Here is a 19,393-nt window from a genome sequence, read left to right on the forward strand (position 1 = left end):
CCCGATTCCAGCAAGAACGAACTGGGGCTTTTTTGGGGGCCCGTTTGCACATTTGATTTCCAACATATATTTGAAAATAAACACGGAACTGGTGCGAGTTCGATTCCGGCTCGGTCTGGCGACGTCTGCCAGCAGTTGAGAAATTCCTGATTTCCGGTCCTTTATGGGCATTCACCGATTGTCAGTGGATGCCCTTGATTGCCTGCAATTGCGGATGATGGGGCCTGATTTGGGTGAGCCGCCCCGGTATTGCCGCAGGCCATTTGATTTAAATGACGCGGCCATGGGTTTGTCGTCCAGCATGGCGTAGTATCGTTCCGGGACATCCACCCCATCAGTTCACACAGCCTTTTCGTCCGAGCCCATGGTGAGCTTGATGCTTGAACCAGATATGGCAGCGGCTTGATCGGAGAGGAGAAAGGCGATCACAGTTGCAACGTCATCAGGCTGCACCCAATCTGTTGTGTCAGCACCCGGCATATCTCGCCTGTTCGCAGGTGTGTCGATGATCGTGGGCATCACTGCGTTGACGCGGATCCGACGCGCCCTCAGCTCGTCAGCCAAGCTTTCTGTCAACGCCAGCACGCCGGCTTTTGAAGCACCATAAGGCGCCATTCCAGCCGACGGATTCGCAGCCCCGGCGGCGCCAACATTGACGATCGCCCCCCTTTTCCCTTTCATATGTTCCAAAGCAGCGCGGCACGACAGCACCGTGGTCCGCAGATTGATGCGGTACATACGATCCCACGCTTCAACAGATCCGCCAACCAAAGGCTGCCAAATGAAGCCACCGGTCAAGTTGACCAAACCATCGACCGATCCCAAACGCGTGGTGGCGTCTGCATAGGCTAGAGCTACGGCCCGCTCATCAGCCAGATCCACCCCTCCAATCGCCGCAGAACCATAATGGGATACAGGTGCAAGATCGACAACGATGACCTGATTGCCATTGCTGACAAGTCTGCGAAAAACTGCTGCGCCTAATGCACCAGCACCGCCAGAAACAATGATGTTAGCCATATACTCCACCTATTTATACCGAAATATATTTCAACAAATACGCACGGTTCTAAGATATAATACATGGAACCATTCACATGTTTAATATTAAATCTCATTTACATATACCAAACAAAGATCATTCAGCATCTTTAATATCCGGCGTGTTACGCGCGCAGTGTCGAAATGCACCCTCGATAGGGGTTTTTAGCAATTGCCAAAGTGTTTTGGTCGGAAGGCGCACATCCTTGATGGATTCAGTGAAGGATGTTTTCGCCAGTGGACGAAGCTCGCAACTCGCCGGAAATATAGGGTAATGTGCACGCGTAAGAGCGTACATTGAGACAGAAATGAGGACATTGTCGGATGTCGATACCATAGGTGATCTTGAGGCAGGCCTAGGCGGGCTACCTTCCAGAATAGGAAACGCCGCCATGGTTCCCAACACTCAGTGTCAAAGCTGTTTTGGCACGATCTGTCTCCCTCGCCAAAAGCAGCGAAATCCCGCGAAAAGCTTATGACCTTAGGACGAACATGACGTCACCTCTAAATCAAGATCCGGTTGTACTGCAGGTCGAAAAGGATGGGCCTCTTGCCATCCTGACGATCGACGATCCCAAGACCCGCAACGCGCTGAGCCCTGCCCTGGCGCGTCAGATCGTCGCTGCATGCAGCGATATCAATGCCGACATCGGGATCAAATGCGCCATCCTGACGGCTGCAGGAAGTGTATTTTGCGCTGGTGGCAATCTGAAGGATATGTACGCGCGGACGAGCCATTTTGCTGGCAACGCGGCGGAGATTAGACGCACTTACCTGACGGGCGTGCAAACGATCGCCCGGGCGATCCATGATCTGGAAGTACCTATCATCGCTGCGGTGAATGGCGCTGCCATGGGCGCAGGCATGGACTTCGCGACCATGTGCACCCTGCGCATCGCGTCGGAAAAGGCGAAGTTCGCGGAGAGCTTCATCAAGCTGGGCCTAACCTCTGCTGCGGGCGGCGCATGGTTTCTCACCCGCGCGATCGGCCGGCAGCGCGCCGCGGAACTGACTCTGACCGGCGAGACGATCGACGCCCATCTGGCGCTCGAGCTAGGACTGGTTCTCCGCGTCGTGGCCCACGAAAATCTGATCGAAGAAGCACGCGCGCTGGCCGCCCGGATTACCTGCCATCCCGCGCACTCTATCCGGCTGAACACGCGCCTGCTGCGCGAATCCGCCAAACTGGACCTCCCCTCCGCGCTGGAGATGGCGGCCGCGATGCAGGCCATCGTGCAGCAGACCGATGACCAGTATGAAGCCGTCGCGGCCGCGGTTGAAAAGCGGGCCCCGATCTATACCGGCAAATAGCTGATCCAGCCGCGCCCGCCGGGACCGGGACTCAGGGCCGCTCGAACAACGCGGCGATACCCTGGCCGCCGCCGATGCACATGGTTTGCAACGCATAGCGGCCTTTGCGGCGATCCAGTTCGTTCAGCATCGTGGCCAATATCCGCCCCCCCGTCGCACCGATAGGATGGCCCAGGGATATGCCGCCGCCATTGACGTTCAGCCTGTCGTCGTCCCGCCATTGCCAGGCGCGCAGGACGGCGAGAACCTGGGCAGCGAAGGCTTCGTTGACTTCGACGATATCCATCTGGTCCAACGACAAGCCTGTTTTGCGGAATAGCTTCTCCGTCGCTGGGACCGGACCGATACCCATCCGCGAAGGCTCGCATCCGGCGACCGCCCAGTTGACGAAAAAGGCGCTCGGCACAAGTTGCAACTCATCCAGCAGGTCCTCCGCGACGACCAGGCAAGCGGAAGCCGCGTCGTTTTGCTGGCTGCTGTTGCCCGCTGTCGTAACCCCGCCGGCATGGACCGGACGCAGTTTTGCCAGGCCTTCCATGCTGGAATCGGCTCGGATGCCTTCGTCGCGGTCAAAAAGGATCGGATCGCCCTTACGCTGCGGCACGGGCACCGGGACGAGTTCGTTCGCGAACGCGCCGCTGCCCCAGGCCGCGGCGGCGCGCTGCTGGCTCCGCAGGGCATAGGCATCCGCCTCCTCGCGACTGATGCCGTAATCCGCCGCCAGATTGTCCGCCGTTTCCATCATGCTCTGGATCACGCCGAAGCGCCATTCCGGCTGGGAGCGGACGCGCCCACGCTCCAGCCGGTCATGCAACGTGACGCTACCCAGCCGAGAGCCCCAGCGCTGCGTCGTCGAATAGAATTCGCAATTGCTCATCGACTCCGCACCGCCGGCGATGACGACGTCGGCCGCGCCCGTCTGAACCATCATCGCGGCCGTGGAGATGGCCATCATTCCACTGCCGCAGCGTCGCTCCATCTCCATCCCCGCGACGCTGATCGGCAAGCCGGCATTGAGCGCGCACCAGCGGCCCAGAGCGGGCGCCTCGCCACTGCCATAGGCATGACCGAATATCACGTCATCGATCCGCGCGGGATCGATGCCGGTCCGCTCCACCAGCGCCTTGATAATGATGGTGCCCAAATCCTCCATCTTGAGCGCCCGCAACGCGCCGCCAAAGCCGCCGACGGCCGTTCGCAAGGGGGAAACAATTGCCGCGCGTCTCAAATCTGTGATCTCCTGAAACCCGCGAGAAGGGACGAGGCGCTGACGCGCCGTGCGATCCGCTCGCCGGCCCCTCCATACATGCTCGGCGCCAAAACGGCCTGCGCGCCGTCACATGATCACATAGTCGATGACATGACGGGCAGGTGCAAATCCGCGCGACCGTGCGCGACCGCCCTGACCATCGGCGCCGCACCCCGGCCAAGACTCAAGAACGATGTCAGACGAAGCGCGCTTCATCGCCCATCTGATACTGCCGGGGCGCCCATGGCGTTCGGCCCGACATGTGGCGCAGTATCGCGCCAGTGAGCCATCGCACGACCGCAAATCCGTTCAGGACGGCGGGCGTCACCGTGAAACTCTACCGCTAACGACTTGGATCGCATGTCGGGCGCTGGTGCAAACCTCGGCCCGATTGCGCAAGTGACAGCTTAAGGCATGACGATGAAACTGCTTGTTTGCGGCGCCACCGGATATCTAGGCAGCCATGTCGCCGCGGCGGCCAGGGCGCGCGGGCATGAAGTCCTGGGTATGGCCCGTAGCGTGTCCAGCGCGGCGAAGCTGCGCGCCGCAGGCATAGAGCCGGCGTCGGGCGACCTGATCGACCTTTCGTCTATTGTGCCCCTGATCGACCGCGTCGATGCCGTCATCTTCATCGCCCAGCTCATGCTGGAAGAGGAATTTGCTGCTGCAAACGCGGTTCTCTCCCGGATGGAGGGGACCGGCAAGACCTTCATCTTCACCTCCGGCACCGGCCTGATCTCGCAGAGGACCGATGGCGACTGGAGCGAGGACAGTTTCGCCGAAGACGATCCGTTCGTGCCGTCCAAATATATCGGCGCACGTCTCGACACCGAGTTGATGGTTCGCGGCTTCGCGGAGCGGGGCGTGCGGGCCATGGTCGTGCGGCCGCCCCTCATGTGGGGCAATGGCGGATGCCGCACGATCGAGCATCTCTACAGCTCCGTCGCGAGGACCGGCGCGGTCTGTTATCTCGGCGCCGGGTTGAACCTGTACTCCAACGTCCATGTCGATGATCTGGCCGACCTGTTCATGCTGGCGCTGGAGAAAGGCGTAAGTGGCGCGCTCTACCATTGCGTGTCCGGCGAAGAGAATTATCGATCCATGGCCGAAGCGATCGGTCGCCATCTGGGTGTTCCGACCCGCAGCGTCTCCTTGTCGGAGGCCATCGAGATTTGGGACAAGTTCACGGCATTGATCGCATTCGGAGTGTGCAGCCGCTCCCGTTCGCCCCGCGCCCGGCGCGAGCTTGGCTGGACGCCCAGCCCCGACAGGCTCGATATCCTGACGGAAGTCGTCAATCCCGCCTATCGCGAGCGGATGAACCAGGCATGGTGCCCCCCATCGGCCTCCGCATGATATCATATGGCTGATGCCATTGGTGCTGAAAAAGCGACCGGCAATAGCTAAGTCAGCCGCATAAGTTCGCTATGGGAGAAAAGTCGGTGCGTTATGCGCGTTTGGGAAACAGCGGCCTGATCGTGTCGCGCATGGCCTTTGGCACGATGACGATGGGGTCGGGCATGGCCGCCGCCCTAGCCCGGCTCGACTCTTCGGAATCGGACCGCCTCATCCACAAGGCGCTGGATGCCGGAGTCAACCTGTTCGACACGGCGAATTTCTATCATGGCGGCGAGTCCGAACGCATTCTCGGGGCGGCACTGGGCAGACGCAGGAACGAGGCCATCGTCGTCACCAAAGTCGGCATGCGGATGAGCGGACGACTGGACGACGTCGGATTGTCGGCCCGGCACGTCAGCCAGTCGCTGGATGCAAGCCTTGAGCGGCTGGGCACCGATCATGTCGATCTGTTGCTCTGTCATCGCACTGATCCGCTGACGCCGCTTGAAGAGACGCTGTCGGCGCTGGACCGCGCCGTTCAAGCAGGCAAGGTCCGCTATATCGGCTTTTCCAATTGGCCGGCCTGGCTCGCGGCGAAGGCGGTCACGCTTCAAAAGGCGAACGGATGGGCACCCTTTGTCGCCGGGCAGATGTATTATTCCCTGCTCGGCCGTGAGCTTGAACATGACTATGTGCCCTTCGCGCTGGATGCAGGTATCGGCACGATGGTGTGGAGCCCGCTGGCCGGCGGTTTCCTGTCCGGCAAATATAGCCGGACGGATCCGACCGGCGGCAACGGCCGCGTCAGCGCCGTCAGGGTCGTCTCCTTCGATGAGGAACGTGGTTACGACATCGTCGATATCGTGCGGCAGATCGCGGACGATCGCGGCGTGCCCCCGGCCGCGGTAGCCCTTGCGTGGCTGGCCGACGCGCCCGCGGTTTCGACCGTCATCATCGGCTTTTCCAACGAAGACCAGATGAAGCAGAATCTGGAGGCTTCGGATCTTGTTCTCACGGTTGAGGAGCGCGCGCGGCTGGACGCTGTGTCCACGATCAATGCGCCCTATCCTCACTCTTTTCTGGCTCAGTTCGATGCCGACCCCGCACTGGAGGCGACAGGCTGACAGACAGCGGCATTTCTCCGCCACGTGCGCGCGCAAGCCTGCGCACGATCCCCGGTGGCCAATGGCGCCATTTCATCTTCCCTCGATTTTCCCAGATATAGTGAGGCCTTCATGTCGTCAGCCGTCATCCTCAGCGCCGCCCGCACCGCGATTGCCACCGCGCGCAAGGGTTCGCTCGCCAATACCAGCGGAGAGGCACTCGCCTCGACGATCCTCAAGGCCTCTATCGACCGCGCAGGCATCGACCCTTCCCTTCTGGATGACGTGATCTTCGCCGAATCCCTCTACGGCGGCGGCGCACTGGCGCGCCATGCCGCGGTGGAGCTGGGTTTGTTTCAGGCTGGCGGCGTGGCGCTCAACCGTCACTGCGCCGGCGGCCTGACCGCGGTGGGTTTCGCGGCCGGGCAGGTTCTCTCGGGCATGGAGCGGCTGATCGTGGCGGGCGGCGTTCAATCGATTTCCACCGGCCCCGTAATGAGCCGTCGCATACCTGGAACCGAGGAAGTGGAACAGGATTGGATGCCGCCGACCCACCCCGATTCGGAAGAAGCGCCGAACCGGGACATGTCGATCTCCGTCGGCTGGAACACGGCCAAGGCGGCCAATTTGAGCCGCGAGGACATGGATGCGTGGGCCTTGCGCTCGCACCAGCGGGCCATAGCGGCCATCGACGCAGGGAATTTCCGGGACGAGATCGTCCCGATCCAGGCCCTGCAAATGGACGGCACCTACAAGATTTTCGAGGTCGACGAGCATCCGCGGCGCGACAGCACGGCGGAGAAGCTGGCGACGCTGAAAGTGCTGCACCCGGAGATCGAGGGCTTTTCGATCACCGCCGGCAATGCCAGCGGCGTGAACGACGGGGCTGCCGCTCTGACCGTCAGCAGCGCCGACTTCGCCAGGGGCGAGGGTCTCTCTCCCATCGCCAGGATTCTCGGCTGGACCGCCAAAGGCGGCAAGCCGAGCGATTTCGGCCTGGCTGCGGTGACGACGATCCAAAAGCTTCTCGAACGCACGGGACGCTCCACGAGCGACATCGCCCTTTGGGAAATAAACGAGGCCTTCGCCGCCGTCCCGTTGGCTGCCTGCCGCATGCTGGGCATATCCGAGGACATCGTGAACATATCCGGCAGCGGCTGCTCCATCGGTCACCCGATTGCCGCGTCGGGCGGCCGCATGCTGACGACCCTGATCCATGATCTGAAGCGGCGCGGGGGCGGTCTTGGCGTAGCCGCGATGTGCGCGGGCGGCGGCCAGGGCGGCGCGGTCCTCATCGAAGTCTGACCGGCCTTTCTGCCTGGCCGTAACGCCAGAGGCGACGTCGAAGAGATCGGACCCCGCGGAGCCGGGGATGACGATCCTTTCGGAAAAGCCAACGCCCATGTCGCGGATTGAACCCGCTCAAGACCGCGAAATCGCTTGCAAGCCTCCACTCACTTACATATTGTAAGTTTTGAGAGATGCGAAAGGAGTCATGCTATGAAACTTGAAGACATGGTGATGGTGAGCGTCGACGATCATATCGTCGAGCCGGGCGACCTGTTTAAGAACCACCTGCCGTCCGAATGGCAGGCACGGGCGCCGCGGATGAGCAAGGACGCCAATGGCGCGGACTTCTGGATTTTCGACGGCAAGCGCGCCGGGGCGATTGGCCTTAACGCCGTCGTCGGTCGTCCCAAGGAAGAATATGGCTGCGAACCTGCCGCTCTCGAGCAGATGCGCGGTGGCGCCTATAATATCGACCATCGCATCGATGACATGAACGTCAACGGCATTTTGTCGTCGATCAACTTCCCTTCGGTCGTGGGCTTCGACGGCAGCCGCTTCATGCAGTTCGCCGATCCGGCCGAGGGCCTGCGCATGCTGCAGGCCTATAATGACTGGCATATCGACGAATGGTGCGGCGCGCATCCGGGCCGCAACATTCCGTGCGCGATCGTGCCCTTCTGGAACCCCGAGGAAGCGGCGAAGGAAATCGAGCGCACCGCGAAGAAGGGCGCGCGCACTATCAGCATGTGCGACAACCCGACCTATCACGGCCTGCCCAGCATTCACAACGCAGTCTACAATCCGATGTGGAAGGCGCTGGCCGACAATAATGTCGTCATCAGCAATCATATCGGCAGCGGTTCCCCCGCGCCGCACGCATCCGATGAATCGCCGATCGAGGCCTGGATCGTGACCATGCCGATCGCGATCGCGAACTCCGCCGCCGACTGGCTGAACCTGAAGGCGATCCGCGACTATAATCTCAAGGTCTGCCTGTCGGAGGGCGGGATCGGCTGGATCCCCTACTTCCTGGAGCGTGCCGACTTCACCTTCCAGCAGCATGGTGCGTGGACGCATTCCAGCTTTGGCGGCATGAAGCCGAGCGAGCTGTTCCGCAAGCACTTCATGACCTGCTTCATCGACGACGAATTCGGCCTGCATAATGTCGACTGGATCGGTGAGAACAATATTTCCTACGAGTGCGACTATCCGCATTCCGATTGCCTCTGGCCGGAAGCGCCCGAGCGGCTGTACGAGACGATCAAGCATCTGCCGGACAGCCAGATCGACAAGATCACGCATGAAAACGCATTGCGCTTCTTCGACTATGACGCCTTCGGCAAGCTGGGCGGTCGCGAGAATTGCACGGTGGGCGCGCTGCGGGCAATGGCTGCGAATGTCGATGTGACGCCGCAGTCCTTCGGCGGTCCGGCGCCGCTTGCTCCCGGCGTCGAACCTCGCCCCGTCACGTCCGGCGACATCCTCCAGATGTTCGGCGACGTCGCAAAGGCCGACGGCGAGCTGGAGAAGGCCTGAGACTTCTCGAAAATGAACGATGGATGCCCCCGAATCACATTCGGGGGCATCGTGCGTTTCGGCCATCGCCAAGATGCATGCTCGGCGATGCCCGCTCGACTGCATTGCGATCAACGCGCAGTCAAAACAGCTTCACCCGTTGCCTAGACGTTCAAAAATCATCTTCGGAAATTTGGCAGCCGGGCCGTGTGTCGTTCACGCGCCGACGATCTTCTGCACGGATGTAGCGGTAAAGACCAGCTTTCCGTCCGACTCCGCCTGGCATTGCGTGAAGACGAGCGAGCGCGTGCGCTTGGTCAACTGGCCATGCACCACCAGCCATTCATTCAGCTTGGGCGCGGCGATGAACTGGGTGGATAGCTCTATCGCCACGACGGGCGGACCGCCCTCTTCGTACCCAGGTCCGGCGCATCCGATTTCCGCCATGCCGGCCATGAATGACCCGTGCGCCAGGCCCCAGCTGTTGACGTGATGTTCCTCGACCCTGATGGCGCTCGACACTATTTCGACGCCCTCGGCCGTGGTGCTGCGGCGGGTGTAAAGCTTTCCCATGTGATCGACATAGGCACTGGGAGATGGAGAATAGGTGAAACCCGGTGGCGGTGTGTCATCGGCCATGTGCCAAACCTCTCAATAACGTCCGAAAATATATGACACGCGAAAGATAAATCTTCACGACGCTGAAGATGGGACGCTTCGCCTGTGGAGGCGGCTGTGCCCACCCAGAGCGAGGGCAGTCAGGACCAATGTCGCCGCGAGTGCGATGAAGACGCCGGCGGGCGCGGCCACCATTTGAACGGCGCTGACGAAAAAGGGCGCCAATAGTTGCGAGCCGAACAGGACGCCATTCGCCAGGCCGATAACGGAGGAGGCATGAACGGGCGAACTATGGGCGAGCGCCACGGCATTGACGTGGGGCGTCAACAGACCAAACATGAAACCACTCACCATCATCGCTATGGAAAACAGGATCAGGCCGTCTGCTGCTCCGGCGAGTGCGAATGCGACAGCAAGGCCTCCCAACGCCAAAATCATAGTCGCGTCGGAACCGACGCGGCGATAAACAACGCCGTAAAAGGCCGCCGCGATCGGCGAGGCGACCGACCCCAATGTACTGGGAATCGCCAGCAGACGTGTGTCCGTGACGCCGAGGCTTGAAGCGAGATACAGCGGCGCAAAAAGACCGCCGATAAATATGGAGATCCCGGCAAGGGCCGCAATAATCAAGAGGCCCACAAGCGACCTGTTGAGAAATGGCTCCGTCGCCCTGCCAACATTCGCCACGGCCGCATGCGTTGATCTGCCCAGGCTGGCCGGTATGGTGATCAGGATGGGGAGCACGGCTATGCCGATCAAATACACCGTGAAACCCATGCGCCATCCGTATTTTGCGAGTTCGGCGACCGTCGGGAACAGGACCAGCGCCGCGATCCCGCTCGTGACCGACAAATAGCCGAAAAGCCTCTGGCGTTGCCTGTCGGGCAACTGGCCAATGGCAGTGAGGGCGCCGGTAAAGATCCCTGCGACGGCCAACCCGACGACCGCTCGGGTGGCGACGATCAGCGACAGATCATCGATCAGCATGGGCGCTACGCCCGAAACAGTGAAGAGGACGACTGATGGCAGGATGACGGCGCGGCTCCCGACGCGACCAATAATCAGGCCGGCGAGAGGCGAGCCGATTGCAAAAAAGAAACAGGTGACGCCGCCGATCAACTGGGTCAGCAAGGAGGCATTGTGCTCGACGGCGAACGCCCGCTCGATCTGGGGCAAGAGCAGCGCAGGGGCAAATAGCCCGATCGTGAGGAAAATCCCACAAGCCAGTAACGCGGCGAACGCGACATTGCTTGTAGCTGGGCTGATTTCCGGCAGGCCATCCAAAGCCAGATCGTTTCTACCGTTCACTGTTCATTTCCTTGGATCGCTTGTCAGCCTTCGCACGTCAGCACTGTCAGGCAGATACGTACGATGCGCTACTTGCCGGCATTCCCGCTCTTGCCGCGCCCGCGCGTGAAGCGGCAGGCGCGCAACGCGAGCGCCGGGAGATAAGCATGACCGGATCGCGCGCCGCAAACGAAGAAAGGGGGATTACGGCCGCGGTCCGAATCCATCAGGTAACGGATGGGATGCACCGGTCGGGACATCGGCGGGGGCTTCAGTTGCTTCGCTTCGGTGTTCCGTGGCCGAAGACGCACCTGCTTGCCCCGCAAAAAACGCGACAAGCAGGTCGATCGCATTATCAATCCTTCAGACGCTTGATGGTGACCGTCTTGTAGTGGATGAATTCCTCTATGCCGGCGCGTCCGCCTTCCTTGCCGAAGCCGGAAATGCCGATGCCTCCGAACGGCGTATAGGTGTTGACCTGGCTGCCGCCATTCACATAGACGCCGCCTGAAAACAGACGTTCGGAAAGTCGAAGCACCCGTTCGACGTTGCTCGACTGGATATAGGCCGCCAACCCATATTCGCTGTTGTTGGCGATAGCGACGGCCTCGTCTTCATTATGGAATTTGGAGACGATAAGGGCGGGACCGAAAATCTCGACCTGGCTGATTTCATGATTGGGATCGGCATCGACGATCAAGGTGGGCTCGATGTAATTGAGGCCGGCGAGGTCGCCGCCACACCGCTTGCCGCCGAGGAGGAAGGTCGCCGCGTTGTCCGCGCGGGCGCGATCGAACATGGCTTCGATACGATCGGCGGCGGCCTTGTTCATCACCGGGCCCACGATGGTGTCGGGCTCGGCCGGATCGCCGACCTTCAGGGTCGACATCAACGCGCGGACCTTCTCCAGGAATTCGTCATAGATGTCGGCATGTACGATCGCGCGGGTCGGCAGCGCGCAACCCTGTCCGGCGCCGAAGAAGAACACGCCGAACACGGACAGCGCGACGGCGGCGTCCATGTCGCAATCGGGAAAGACGAGATTCGCTGATTTCCCGCCCAGTTCCATGACCGCCGGCTTGATCTGCTCGGCGCACATCGCAAGGATCTTGCGCGCGGTGGCGGGACCGCCGGTGAAGCTGATCTTGCGAATTTTCTTGTGGCGGATGATCGCTTCGCCGGCCTCGGCGGTGCCATGGAAGGACGACAGCACGCCGTCGGGTATCCCCGCCTCCTTGCAGACGCGGGCGAACAGTTCAGGCACATAGGGGTTGAGTTCGGCCGGCTTGCAGATCACGCAATTGCCCGCAGCGAGGGCCGGGATCACCTTCATGCCCATCGAAATGAGCGGACCGTTCCAGGTGATGATGATGCCGACGATGCCAATCGGCTCGGGCGCCGTATAGGCGAACTCGCCGCGCGTATCCATCGTGCCGATCAACTCGCCGGACAGCTTGTCGCACCAACCGGCATTGTAACGGCAGGACTGCACCACGAAATCGACCGTATGATGGCCGGCGGCAGCGGTAAGGCCGTTGTCCAGGCGCGCGGCCTCGACGAAAGCATCACGGTTCTGTTCGATCAGTTCGCCGAGGCGAAGCAGCAGGTCGCGCCGTTTGTCGGGAGCCAGCCTGCGCCAGCTTTCCTGAACCGCCTGCGCCCGCTCGACGGCTTCGTTGACTTCCGCCACACCGGCGAGCGGAACGACAGTCTGAACCTTTTGCGAATGCGGATTGAGGTGCTCGTGACTGCCGCCAGTGCCTGTTTCGCGACGTTCTCCGCCTACGTGCAGGTGGATCTGGGTTTGCACAACTGCAGACGATGCTGCTTCGACGGTCGCCATAGGGTCTCTCCGACAGGGCTGTTATAGCTGGACATAGCGGACGGTTTCTTTGAAATTGGCGTCGCGATGTTGTCATGAAGTAAACGAGTGTTTATACGCCTTGTCAATGCCGAATTTAGAAGCCCGCTCCGTGAAGGATGCACAACGCACGCGCCAAGCCATCCTGTTGGCGGCCCAGGAAGCCTTTTCGACCGGCGGATACCAGAATACCGGCATCCGCGATATCACGGCCCGCGCGGGTGTGAGCGTGGCGCTGGTCAATCGCTACTATGGCAGCAAGGAGCGCCTGTTCGAGGAAGCTCTGGCGGACACCATGACCCCGCTGACCATCAAGGACATTCCTCGTGCGGAATTCGGATCGCGCATGGTGTCGCTCCTGCTGGACGGCGTCGGCCTCAGGCCGCCGCCCTTGCCCATGATGGTGCTGGCTTCGGGAGACCCGGGGGCGCGTGCCGTCACCCAACGCCTCTTGACCAAGTTCGTCTACGAACCGATGGCCCAGTGGCTCGGACCTCACGAAGGCCATGCGCGCGCGGCGCGTTTCATGATGCTATCGGCCGGACTGGTGCTCTATTCCCGCATCTACCACCTCGACGTGCTGGTCCCCGAAGCCGATCCGTCCATGCGGCAATGGCTGCTGGAACAGTTTCAGGCTATGGTGGACTGATCTATCGCAGCCTTCGCGTGCGACAAGGGATCGGCTGGCCGTACTTCCTCCCGTGTCTGAGGCCGGCATGCCGGGCGCACCCGCGCCCAGCACGTCGGCCCCATAGTCATGCAACCGCGCCAATCGCCTTCAATTGCTCGATGCGCTCCCACTCTATGCCGAATTCCATCAGAACGACTTCGGTATGTTCGGAGGCTTCGGGCGACCGGCCTGGGCGGCTCGGTTCGTGGTTGAACTGTACCGGCGCAGCCGCCAGCCTGATGGGAGCCCCGCCGTCGGTGGCCTCCACCTCAACGATGATGTCGTTCGCCAGGACCTGGGGATCCTTCATCACGTCCTCGAGCGACTGGTAGGGCGCCCATTGTCCGCGAAGCGTCTGGAAGCGATCGATCCAGTAGGACAAGGGCTTGCTCGCAATTGCTCGCGTCACCTCCACGCTCCCCTCTACCCAGTTCGCCATCAGGGCCTCCACAGTGTTGAACCGCTCGTCCTGCATCAACTCGGGCTTGTCGAGGTGAGTCCATGTGTCCTCCAGATAAGGTCCGGGGGTCAGCACAGTCAGGTTCAGATGCCGGCCATCCGCCGTCTGGAACACCCCGACGAAGGGGTTCCCCTTCATGCCGCCGGATTGCGGCATGCGGGGCGGCGCCATCGGCCCGGACTCCATGGTCATCGCCAGCCCCATTCCCACCGACCACACGCCCGATGCCAGGAGCGATACGTCCAGTTCCACCGCTTCGCCGGTCCTTTCGCGATGGAACAGGGCCGCGCTGATGCCGCCGGCGATGTTGGTGCCGCCGATCGTATCGCCATAAGCCGGCCCTGGTTGCGTCAGCGGCCCGCCAAGTTCGGGCGGCGTGATGCACATGGACGACCCGCCCCTGGCCCAGAACGCGGTGGAATCAAAACCGCCCTTCAGCCGCTCCGGCCCCTTGTCGCCCAGGGCGCTGCCCCGGGCGTAGATGATGTTGGGGTTGGCCGCGCGGATATGCTCCACGTCGATTTTCAGCTTCTGACGCTGGGCGGGAAGATAATTGGTGAGGAAGACGTCGCATTCCTTCGCCAGATCGTAGATCAACTGCTGGCCTTCGGGCGTGGATACGTCGATGCCGACGCTTCGCTTCCCCCGGTTGGGGTGCGCCATCATCACGTTGCGATCAGGATTGACCGGCGTGCCTTCCAGATTGATGAAACCGCGCTGCGTGTCGCCGCGTACGGGATGTTCGATCTTGATAACGTCCGCTCCCCAGTCAGCAAGGATAGCACCTGCGACCGGAACAAACGTGAATTGCGCGACCTCCAGGATCCGCACGCCGTCCATGACTTTGACCATTTCATTCCCCTCCTCGGCGCCAACGCGCCAAATTACACTGTGTAAGCTATGACCGCAGAGCTAGAGAGCGCGCCGCCTTTGTCAAGCTGAGTCCGCCCCCGCCCGTGACGTCGAAGAAGACCCTTCTTGTTGCTTCGATGCACTTGCGAGCATGTCGACAATCTCCTGCGTGGGCGTATTCATCCACCCCTGATCCGGCCAGTTGAACCAGCCGCTGGACGCGTAGGTGCCGCCGTCGACGTGTAGTGTGGCGCCAGTGACGTACGACGCCAGGTCGGACGCCAGAAACAGCACGCACCCTGTAAGATCGTCACCCTCGCCATAGCGCCCCATAGGCACCGATATGGTGCGCTCCAGTTTTCCCTGGGGCGATTGGGGATCGAAGGCAGAGCCACCGCTGTTGGGCGTCGGGAAAATGTCCGGCGCGATGCAGTTCACCCGAATGCCATCTGCGTGGAATTCCATGGCCAGCGTCTTGGCGAGATGCGCTACGGCTGCCTTCATCGAACCATAGATCGCACGATTTGGCACACCGCGATGCGCTTCGATCGAGGTGATGTAGATGATTGAACCGCCCTGTCCTTGGGCAATCATGCGCCGTGCAGCCTGTTGCGTGGTGTCCAGGACGTAGAAAAAATTCTGACTGGCCACCGCCTGCCAGCCCTTGGGCCGCGTTTCGAGCAGCGGCGCGACAAACCCGCCGCCGGGGACATTCACCAGAATGTCGATCCGGCCGAATTCGCGATCGATCTCCTGAAAGAACGCGTCCATCGCCACGCTGTCCCGAACATCCGCGAGGCGCAGCAGCGTCTTGACCGACGCGGATTGCATCTCGCTGGCGATGGCTTCGATTGCGGCCGCGTCACGATCGCAGAGGGCGACCTGAACCCCGGCCTTCATGAAATCGCGAACGATCGGCCAGCCCAGCCCGCCGGCTCCGCCGGTCACGACCGCCACTTTCCCGCGCAGGTTCGCCCTGTCATCCAGATAGGTCATCCCGGCTTCCTTCATAGCTTATGTGCCGGCGCTTATTCATCGCACGACCGTGCGTGGTGAAGGATAAAGGCTTCCAGTATCCTCACATAGGCAGCAACCCTAAGCCATCATATACGGAATGGTTGTTCCCAAACCCTCGGCTAATATCCCGGTGGCGCGGTTTTGCGATATTGCCGACGCGCGACGAGGCGGCCTGACGGCGGCGATCCTGTTTTGATCCATGCACGGGTTTCACTGCCTGGCGGACGGCCCCTCGCCGCGAGATTGACTTTGCATATAAACAATCGTTTACATATGCCCGCCGTCTCGCGATCTTGACCCGCGATGATGCAGAGAGGATGAGCAATGGCTGACTTCACAAATCAAAATTTCGACCTTGCGGGCAAGGTGGCGATCGTCACCGGCGCGGGCGGACGCGGTAATTCGATCGGACGCGCCTATGCCGTCGCGCTCGCCAATGCAGGGGCCAGCGTCGTCGTGGCGGACCTCAATGGCGAAGGCGCCCAGCGCGTCGCTGACGAGATCCAGGCTACCGGCGGAAAGGCGATCGCCGTGCAGGTCGACATCACGGATACACCATCCGCCCAAGCGATGGCCGACGCTGCCGTAGATGCCTTCGGCGGCGTCGATATCCTCGTCAACAACGCAGCCCTCATGGTCGAAATGGGTGCGGCGGCGACCATCTCTACCGACAGGGCGGGCTTCGAACGCTTCATGGCGGTCAACGTCTGGGGCGCAATCAACTGCAGCCAGATCGTCGCGCCGCTCATGGCTTCGCGCGGTGGCGGCTCGATCGTCAATCAGTCGTCGGCCGGCGCCTTCCCTGCCCAGAGCTTGTACGGCATCACCAAACTCGCCCTGGTTGCGGCGACGACCACGCTGGCCACCGAACTGGGCAGCCAGAACATCCGCGTCAATGCCATTGCTCCCGGCATGACCAAGACCGACGCTGGCTCCTCCATGACGCCGGACGACAATCCCTTCGTCCAGTCGATCATCGCTCGCTGTCTGGTGCAGCCCCGCGATACGCCCGATGCGCTGTGCGGCGCACTGCTGCTTCTGGTTTCGGAAGCGGGCCGCTGGATGACCGGCCAGACCATCAATGTCGATGGCGGCTGGGTGCTGCGTTATTGACCATGAATTTGGGGGCCGCCTTCGACCTGGCAGCCCCCTTTTCAATCATCACCCATCACAATCCGCCCCTTTTGATGGGCCGTGGGCAATCAATAAGCCAGGTAGCCACCATCGACGGGCAGAATGACCCCTGTCACCCAGGCGGCTGCGGGCGATGCGAGGAAGAGCACGGGCCCGGCAAGATTTTCAGATTCCCCCCAACCCGCCATGGGCGTGCGAGCGACGATCCTTGCGGAAAATTCCGGCTCATGCACAGCATTGGCGGACATCGGCGTCCTGATCCATCCGGGCGCTACTGCGTTCACGCGGATGCCCTTGGGCGCCCAGGCGATCGCCATGCTCTTGGTCGCCTGCGCCACGGCGCCCTTGGCGGCGGCATAGGCCGGCGACGTGCCGCTGCCCAAAAAGCTCATCATCGAGGCGGTGTTGACGATGGCGCCCGATCCGCTGGCTTCCAGATGCGGAAGAAAGGCATTGCACATGCGCAGAGTGCCCAACATGTTGATGTCGTAATTGCGCTGGAACGTCGCGACCTCGAACGGCCGGTCGCGCGCGGAAATACCGGCGCAGTTCACCAGCACGTCGAGCGACTGCGTAGCGTCTGCCAAAGCTTCGACCGCCGCATCGTCGCCCACGTCCAGTTCGCGAATGTCGATGCCGGCAAAGGCGGGATCGCTGCGCCGGGCATCCAGTTCGGCGGCGCCCCAGCCGGTCGCGATCACCGACGCACCAGCATTTGCGAAAGCGGTGGCAACCGCCCCGCCGATGCCGCCGGTCCCACCCGTGACCAGCACCGTCTTGCCGGAAAAATCGAGCATCATGCGCTCTCTCCTGCACTGTTCCGGAACCGCATTTCCGTCGCTTCCATCGCCGCGACCAAGGCATCGGCATCGTAGCCGACGACGAGATACGCCCCCTTGGGCGCGACGGCGGTGTTTTCGGCGATCGCCCGCAGCACGTCGGGCGTCGCCTCATCGAGGCCAAGCTCGGTCAAGCTGCGTGGCAAGCCGATCCTTTTGTAGAATCCGGCAAGATCAACGATATAGGCGTCTGAACGGCCTTCCGCCGCAAGCTGAACCAGAACGCCATAGGCGATGTGGTACCCGTGCGGCGCGCGATCGACGTGCGGTGTGCGAACCAGGCCGCGCGTCAGCCCATGAGCGAGGCTCAGCCCCATATTCTCGAAGCCCAGGCCGGCCATCAGGATATTCGCCTCCACCACGGCCTCGAACGCCTCGTTCGGTACGCCGCTGCCGGCGGCTGCCATGGCTTGCTCCCCGAACGCACGGATCGTCTCATAACAGCCGTTGGCGATGTAGGCCCCGGTCCGAAGCTGGCGGGTATAGTGCGCGTTCAAGCCGCCAAACGCCTGCGATCCTTCGCCCTCGAACTTCTTGGCGATCGCATCGCCGATCCCGGCCAGCAGGAACTGCGCAGGCGCCCCGGCGACAAGTTGCGTGTCCACAACCACCGCTTCGGGATTGCGCCCAAGGGATTCCACCGCGACCATGCGATGATGCTCGTCATAGACGGCGAGCGCGCTGGCCGCAGGGCTGTCGTTCGATGCCACGGTCGGCACGGAAACGAAGCGCGCGCCGATCCGGATCGCGCACCCCTTGGCCACGTCCAGCGTCTTGCCGCCGCCCATGCCGACGACGAGATCGGCGCCGGCGGCGCGCGCCCGGCCCGCCAGCTCGTCCATCAGATTCACCGTCACCTCACCGCGAAAATCGGCGACCTGATGGGGCCGCCCCGCGAAGAGCTCCACAAGGCGGCTCTCGACCAGCTTCCGAACATCAGCATCGACGACCAGAAACGGCAGGCGGCCGATATCCGCGCAAATGGCGGGCAGCCGGTCGAGCGCGCCAGGCCCCTGATAGTAGCGATGCGGGCTGCCGAAGACCCTGATGTCAGGATCGGGCCGGGTATCTGGCATCTTGATGCTCCGAATATGATTGTCGCATCAGCGATGCCGTGATCGGCCCGGAAGGTCCAGATCGTGTGCCAGCTATGACCGGGCCGGACGGACAGCATCGCATATATGTTGCCACTATCCGCGAACGCGCGCTCGTTGGCAAACGAGCCAGGCCAGGCGGAAGAATTAGCGAATAAACTGTTTTATATAATCCTCGCCCAGCCCGTGATCGCGATACCACTGATCGCAATAGGATAGAAGGCTGAGGCAATTGTCATAGGCGATCGGCTTGTCGTTTTCGTCCACGGAGACGAGACCGCCATGCATGACGTAAAGCGCCATCATCTTGTCGGCCGACACGGTCAGGGTGTGGATATCGCCGGTCGGTTCCCACACGAAGCTGCCGGCTTCCGCCACCCAGTCATGCTCGGGATAATACCAGCTGCCCTCGATCGTGTAGGAATAGACGGGTCCGTCATGCACATGGCGGCCGACGATGCCCGGCTTTTCATAGCGCATGACGTTGACCGTCACCCCGCCGGCGACGTCGAACATCAGCGGCAGATACCAGTGGCCCGCAGGCCGCTTCACCCATTGCGGATGACCGGGCTCGGGAATCTTGTACACCACATCCTTGGGGAGGTGCAGGCTTGCCAATCCCTCAGGCTTGAACTCCTTAACGAGACCGCTCATTCCATTCTCCTTGGTACGCTGTCTTTATCGCCGAGCCTTATTTGAGATGAACTCGGCACA

At 61.7% G+C, this 19,393-nt stretch carries 18 protein-coding genes; 7 read left to right on the plus strand and 11 right to left on the minus strand.

Annotation, left to right across the window (positions count from 1 at the left end; genetic code table 11):
• Window positions 1-339: 339 nt before the first annotated feature.
• Complete coding sequence (locus tag J3E64_RS14610; RefSeq protein ID WP_253343759.1) at window positions 340-1,020, minus strand: SDR family NAD(P)-dependent oxidoreductase; 681 nt, start codon at window positions 1,018-1,020, stop codon at window positions 340-342.
• A gap of 444 nt (window positions 1,021-1,464) precedes the next feature.
• On the opposite strand from J3E64_RS14610, the gene J3E64_RS14615 reads away from it, so the two are divergent.
• On the plus strand, window positions 1,465-2,352 hold the full coding sequence (locus J3E64_RS14615) for an enoyl-CoA hydratase-related protein (RefSeq protein ID WP_253343760.1): 888 nt from the start codon (window positions 1,465-1,467) through the stop codon (window positions 2,350-2,352).
• Between the two features lie 31 nt (window positions 2,353-2,383).
• Here the strand turns inward: J3E64_RS14615 and J3E64_RS14620 are convergent, their stop codons facing one another.
• A complete protein-coding gene (locus tag J3E64_RS14620) occupies window positions 2,384-3,580 on the minus strand; it encodes an acetyl-CoA C-acetyltransferase (protein ID WP_253343761.1) in 1,197 nt (398 codons plus the stop codon).
• A gap of 217 nt (window positions 3,581-3,797) precedes the next feature.
• A complete protein-coding gene (locus J3E64_RS20705; protein ID WP_301287299.1) occupies window positions 3,798-3,929 on the minus strand; it encodes a hypothetical protein in 132 nt (43 codons plus the stop codon).
• Between the two features lie 92 nt (window positions 3,930-4,021).
• Here J3E64_RS20705 and J3E64_RS14625 point away from each other — a divergent pair, with 92 nt between their 5' ends.
• The 4 genes from J3E64_RS14625 to J3E64_RS14640 all read left to right on the plus strand — a co-directional run bounded on the left by J3E64_RS14625 (window position 4,022) and on the right by J3E64_RS14640 (window position 8,868).
• Window positions 4,022-4,957 carry an NAD-dependent epimerase/dehydratase family protein gene (locus tag J3E64_RS14625; protein WP_253343762.1) on the plus strand — a complete coding sequence of 312 codons (936 nt, stop codon included), beginning with the start codon at window positions 4,022-4,024 and terminating at the stop codon, window positions 4,955-4,957.
• A gap of 86 nt (window positions 4,958-5,043) precedes the next feature.
• On the plus strand, window positions 5,044-6,063 hold the full coding sequence (locus J3E64_RS14630) for an aldo/keto reductase (protein WP_253343763.1): 1,020 nt from the start codon (window positions 5,044-5,046) through the stop codon (window positions 6,061-6,063).
• 111 nt (window positions 6,064-6,174) lie between these two features.
• Complete coding sequence (locus J3E64_RS14635; protein WP_253343764.1) at window positions 6,175-7,347, plus strand: thiolase family protein; 1,173 nt, start codon at window positions 6,175-6,177, stop codon at window positions 7,345-7,347.
• Between the two features lie 195 nt (window positions 7,348-7,542).
• The gene (locus J3E64_RS14640) at window positions 7,543-8,868 is read left to right on the plus strand and encodes an amidohydrolase family protein (protein ID WP_192667260.1); all 1,326 of its coding nucleotides are present in this window, start codon (window positions 7,543-7,545) and stop codon (window positions 8,866-8,868) included.
• A 195-nt stretch (window positions 8,869-9,063) separates the two neighbouring features.
• Here J3E64_RS14640 and J3E64_RS14645 read toward each other — a convergent pair whose 3' ends face one another.
• The 3 genes from J3E64_RS14645 to J3E64_RS14655 form a co-directional block, all read right to left on the minus strand.
• Window positions 9,064-9,486, minus strand: a complete 423-nt coding sequence (locus tag J3E64_RS14645) for a PaaI family thioesterase (RefSeq protein ID WP_253343765.1) — start codon at window positions 9,484-9,486, stop codon at window positions 9,064-9,066.
• A gap of 54 nt (window positions 9,487-9,540) precedes the next feature.
• Window positions 9,541-10,773: an MFS transporter gene (locus J3E64_RS14650; RefSeq protein ID WP_253343766.1), complete on the minus strand. Its 1,233-nt coding sequence runs from the start codon at window positions 10,771-10,773 to the stop codon at window positions 9,541-9,543.
• Window positions 10,774-11,107: 334 nt separating this feature from the next.
• Window positions 11,108-12,595, minus strand: coding sequence for an aldehyde dehydrogenase (locus J3E64_RS14655; protein WP_253343767.1), 1,488 nt, complete (start codon window positions 12,593-12,595; stop codon window positions 11,108-11,110).
• A gap of 130 nt (window positions 12,596-12,725) precedes the next feature.
• On the opposite strand from J3E64_RS14655, the gene J3E64_RS14660 reads away from it, so the two are divergent.
• Window positions 12,726-13,262 carry a TetR/AcrR family transcriptional regulator gene (locus tag J3E64_RS14660; RefSeq protein WP_192667264.1) on the plus strand — a complete coding sequence of 179 codons (537 nt, stop codon included), beginning with the start codon at window positions 12,726-12,728 and terminating at the stop codon, window positions 13,260-13,262.
• 106 nt (window positions 13,263-13,368) lie between these two features.
• Here J3E64_RS14660 and J3E64_RS14665 read toward each other — a convergent pair whose 3' ends face one another.
• Both J3E64_RS14665 and J3E64_RS14670 read right to left on the minus strand, forming a co-directional pair.
• Entirely contained in the window at window positions 13,369-14,595 is a 1,227-nt protein-coding gene (locus tag J3E64_RS14665; protein ID WP_253343768.1) for a CaiB/BaiF CoA-transferase family protein, read from the minus strand.
• 81 nt (window positions 14,596-14,676) lie between these two features.
• Window positions 14,677-15,591: an SDR family NAD(P)-dependent oxidoreductase gene (locus tag J3E64_RS14670; RefSeq protein ID WP_253343769.1), complete on the minus strand. Its 915-nt coding sequence runs from the start codon at window positions 15,589-15,591 to the stop codon at window positions 14,677-14,679.
• A gap of 345 nt (window positions 15,592-15,936) precedes the next feature.
• Between J3E64_RS14670 and J3E64_RS14675 the strand changes: the two genes are divergently transcribed.
• The gene (locus tag J3E64_RS14675; protein ID WP_253343770.1) at window positions 15,937-16,725 is read left to right on the plus strand and encodes an SDR family oxidoreductase; all 789 of its coding nucleotides are present in this window, start codon (window positions 15,937-15,939) and stop codon (window positions 16,723-16,725) included.
• A gap of 89 nt (window positions 16,726-16,814) precedes the next feature.
• Here the strand turns inward: J3E64_RS14675 and J3E64_RS14680 are convergent, their stop codons facing one another.
• The 3 genes from J3E64_RS14680 to J3E64_RS14690 form a co-directional block, all read right to left on the minus strand.
• A complete protein-coding gene (locus J3E64_RS14680) occupies window positions 16,815-17,546 on the minus strand; it encodes an SDR family NAD(P)-dependent oxidoreductase (protein ID WP_253343771.1) in 732 nt (243 codons plus the stop codon).
• Window positions 17,543-18,661 carry a glycerol dehydrogenase gene (locus J3E64_RS14685; protein WP_253343772.1) on the minus strand — a complete coding sequence of 373 codons (1,119 nt, stop codon included), beginning with the start codon at window positions 18,659-18,661 and terminating at the stop codon, window positions 17,543-17,545. Before J3E64_RS14685 ends, J3E64_RS14680 begins: the two co-directional genes overlap by 4 nt.
• Before the next feature lie 165 nt (window positions 18,662-18,826).
• The gene (locus J3E64_RS14690; protein ID WP_253343773.1) at window positions 18,827-19,333 is read right to left on the minus strand and encodes a 2,4'-dihydroxyacetophenone dioxygenase family protein; all 507 of its coding nucleotides are present in this window, start codon (window positions 19,331-19,333) and stop codon (window positions 18,827-18,829) included.
• Window positions 19,334-19,393 lie beyond the last annotated feature (60 nt).

The organism is Sphingobium sp. OAS761, assembly GCF_024168485.1.
Lineage (GTDB): Bacteria > Pseudomonadota > Alphaproteobacteria > Sphingomonadales > Sphingomonadaceae > Sphingobium.

What these genes read in the sequence shown, in the direction of transcription:
- J3E64_RS14675 (WP_253343770.1), top strand. Translation starts at nt 15,937, where the DNA reads ATGGCTGACTTCACAAATCAAAATTTCGACCTTGCGGGCAAGGTGGCG.
- J3E64_RS14635 (WP_253343764.1), top strand. Translation starts at nt 6,175, where the DNA reads ATGTCGTCAGCCGTCATCCTCAGCGCCGCCCGCACCGCGATTGCCACC.
- J3E64_RS14680 (WP_253343771.1), bottom strand. Translation starts at nt 17,546, where the DNA reads ATGATGCTCGATTTTTCCGGCAAGACGGTGCTGGTCACGGGTGGGACC.
- J3E64_RS14665 (WP_253343768.1), bottom strand. Translation starts at nt 14,595, where the DNA reads ATGGTCAAAGTCATGGACGGCGTGCGGATCCTGGAGGTCGCGCAATTC.
- J3E64_RS14625 (WP_253343762.1), top strand. Translation starts at nt 4,022, where the DNA reads ATGAAACTGCTTGTTTGCGGCGCCACCGGATATCTAGGCAGCCATGTC.
- J3E64_RS14645 (WP_253343765.1), bottom strand. Translation starts at nt 9,486, where the DNA reads ATGGCCGATGACACACCGCCACCGGGTTTCACCTATTCTCCATCTCCC.
- J3E64_RS14655 (WP_253343767.1), bottom strand. Translation starts at nt 12,595, where the DNA reads ATGGCGACCGTCGAAGCAGCATCGTCTGCAGTTGTGCAAACCCAGATC.
- J3E64_RS14690 (WP_253343773.1), bottom strand. Translation starts at nt 19,333, where the DNA reads ATGAGCGGTCTCGTTAAGGAGTTCAAGCCTGAGGGATTGGCAAGCCTG.
- J3E64_RS14685 (WP_253343772.1), bottom strand. Translation starts at nt 18,661, where the DNA reads ATGCCAGATACCCGGCCCGATCCTGACATCAGGGTCTTCGGCAGCCCG.
- J3E64_RS14670 (WP_253343769.1), bottom strand. Translation starts at nt 15,591, where the DNA reads ATGACCTATCTGGATGACAGGGCGAACCTGCGCGGGAAAGTGGCGGTC.
- J3E64_RS14610 (WP_253343759.1), bottom strand. Translation starts at nt 1,020, where the DNA reads ATGGCTAACATCATTGTTTCTGGCGGTGCTGGTGCATTAGGCGCAGCA.
- J3E64_RS14640 (WP_192667260.1), top strand. Translation starts at nt 7,543, where the DNA reads ATGAAACTTGAAGACATGGTGATGGTGAGCGTCGACGATCATATCGTC.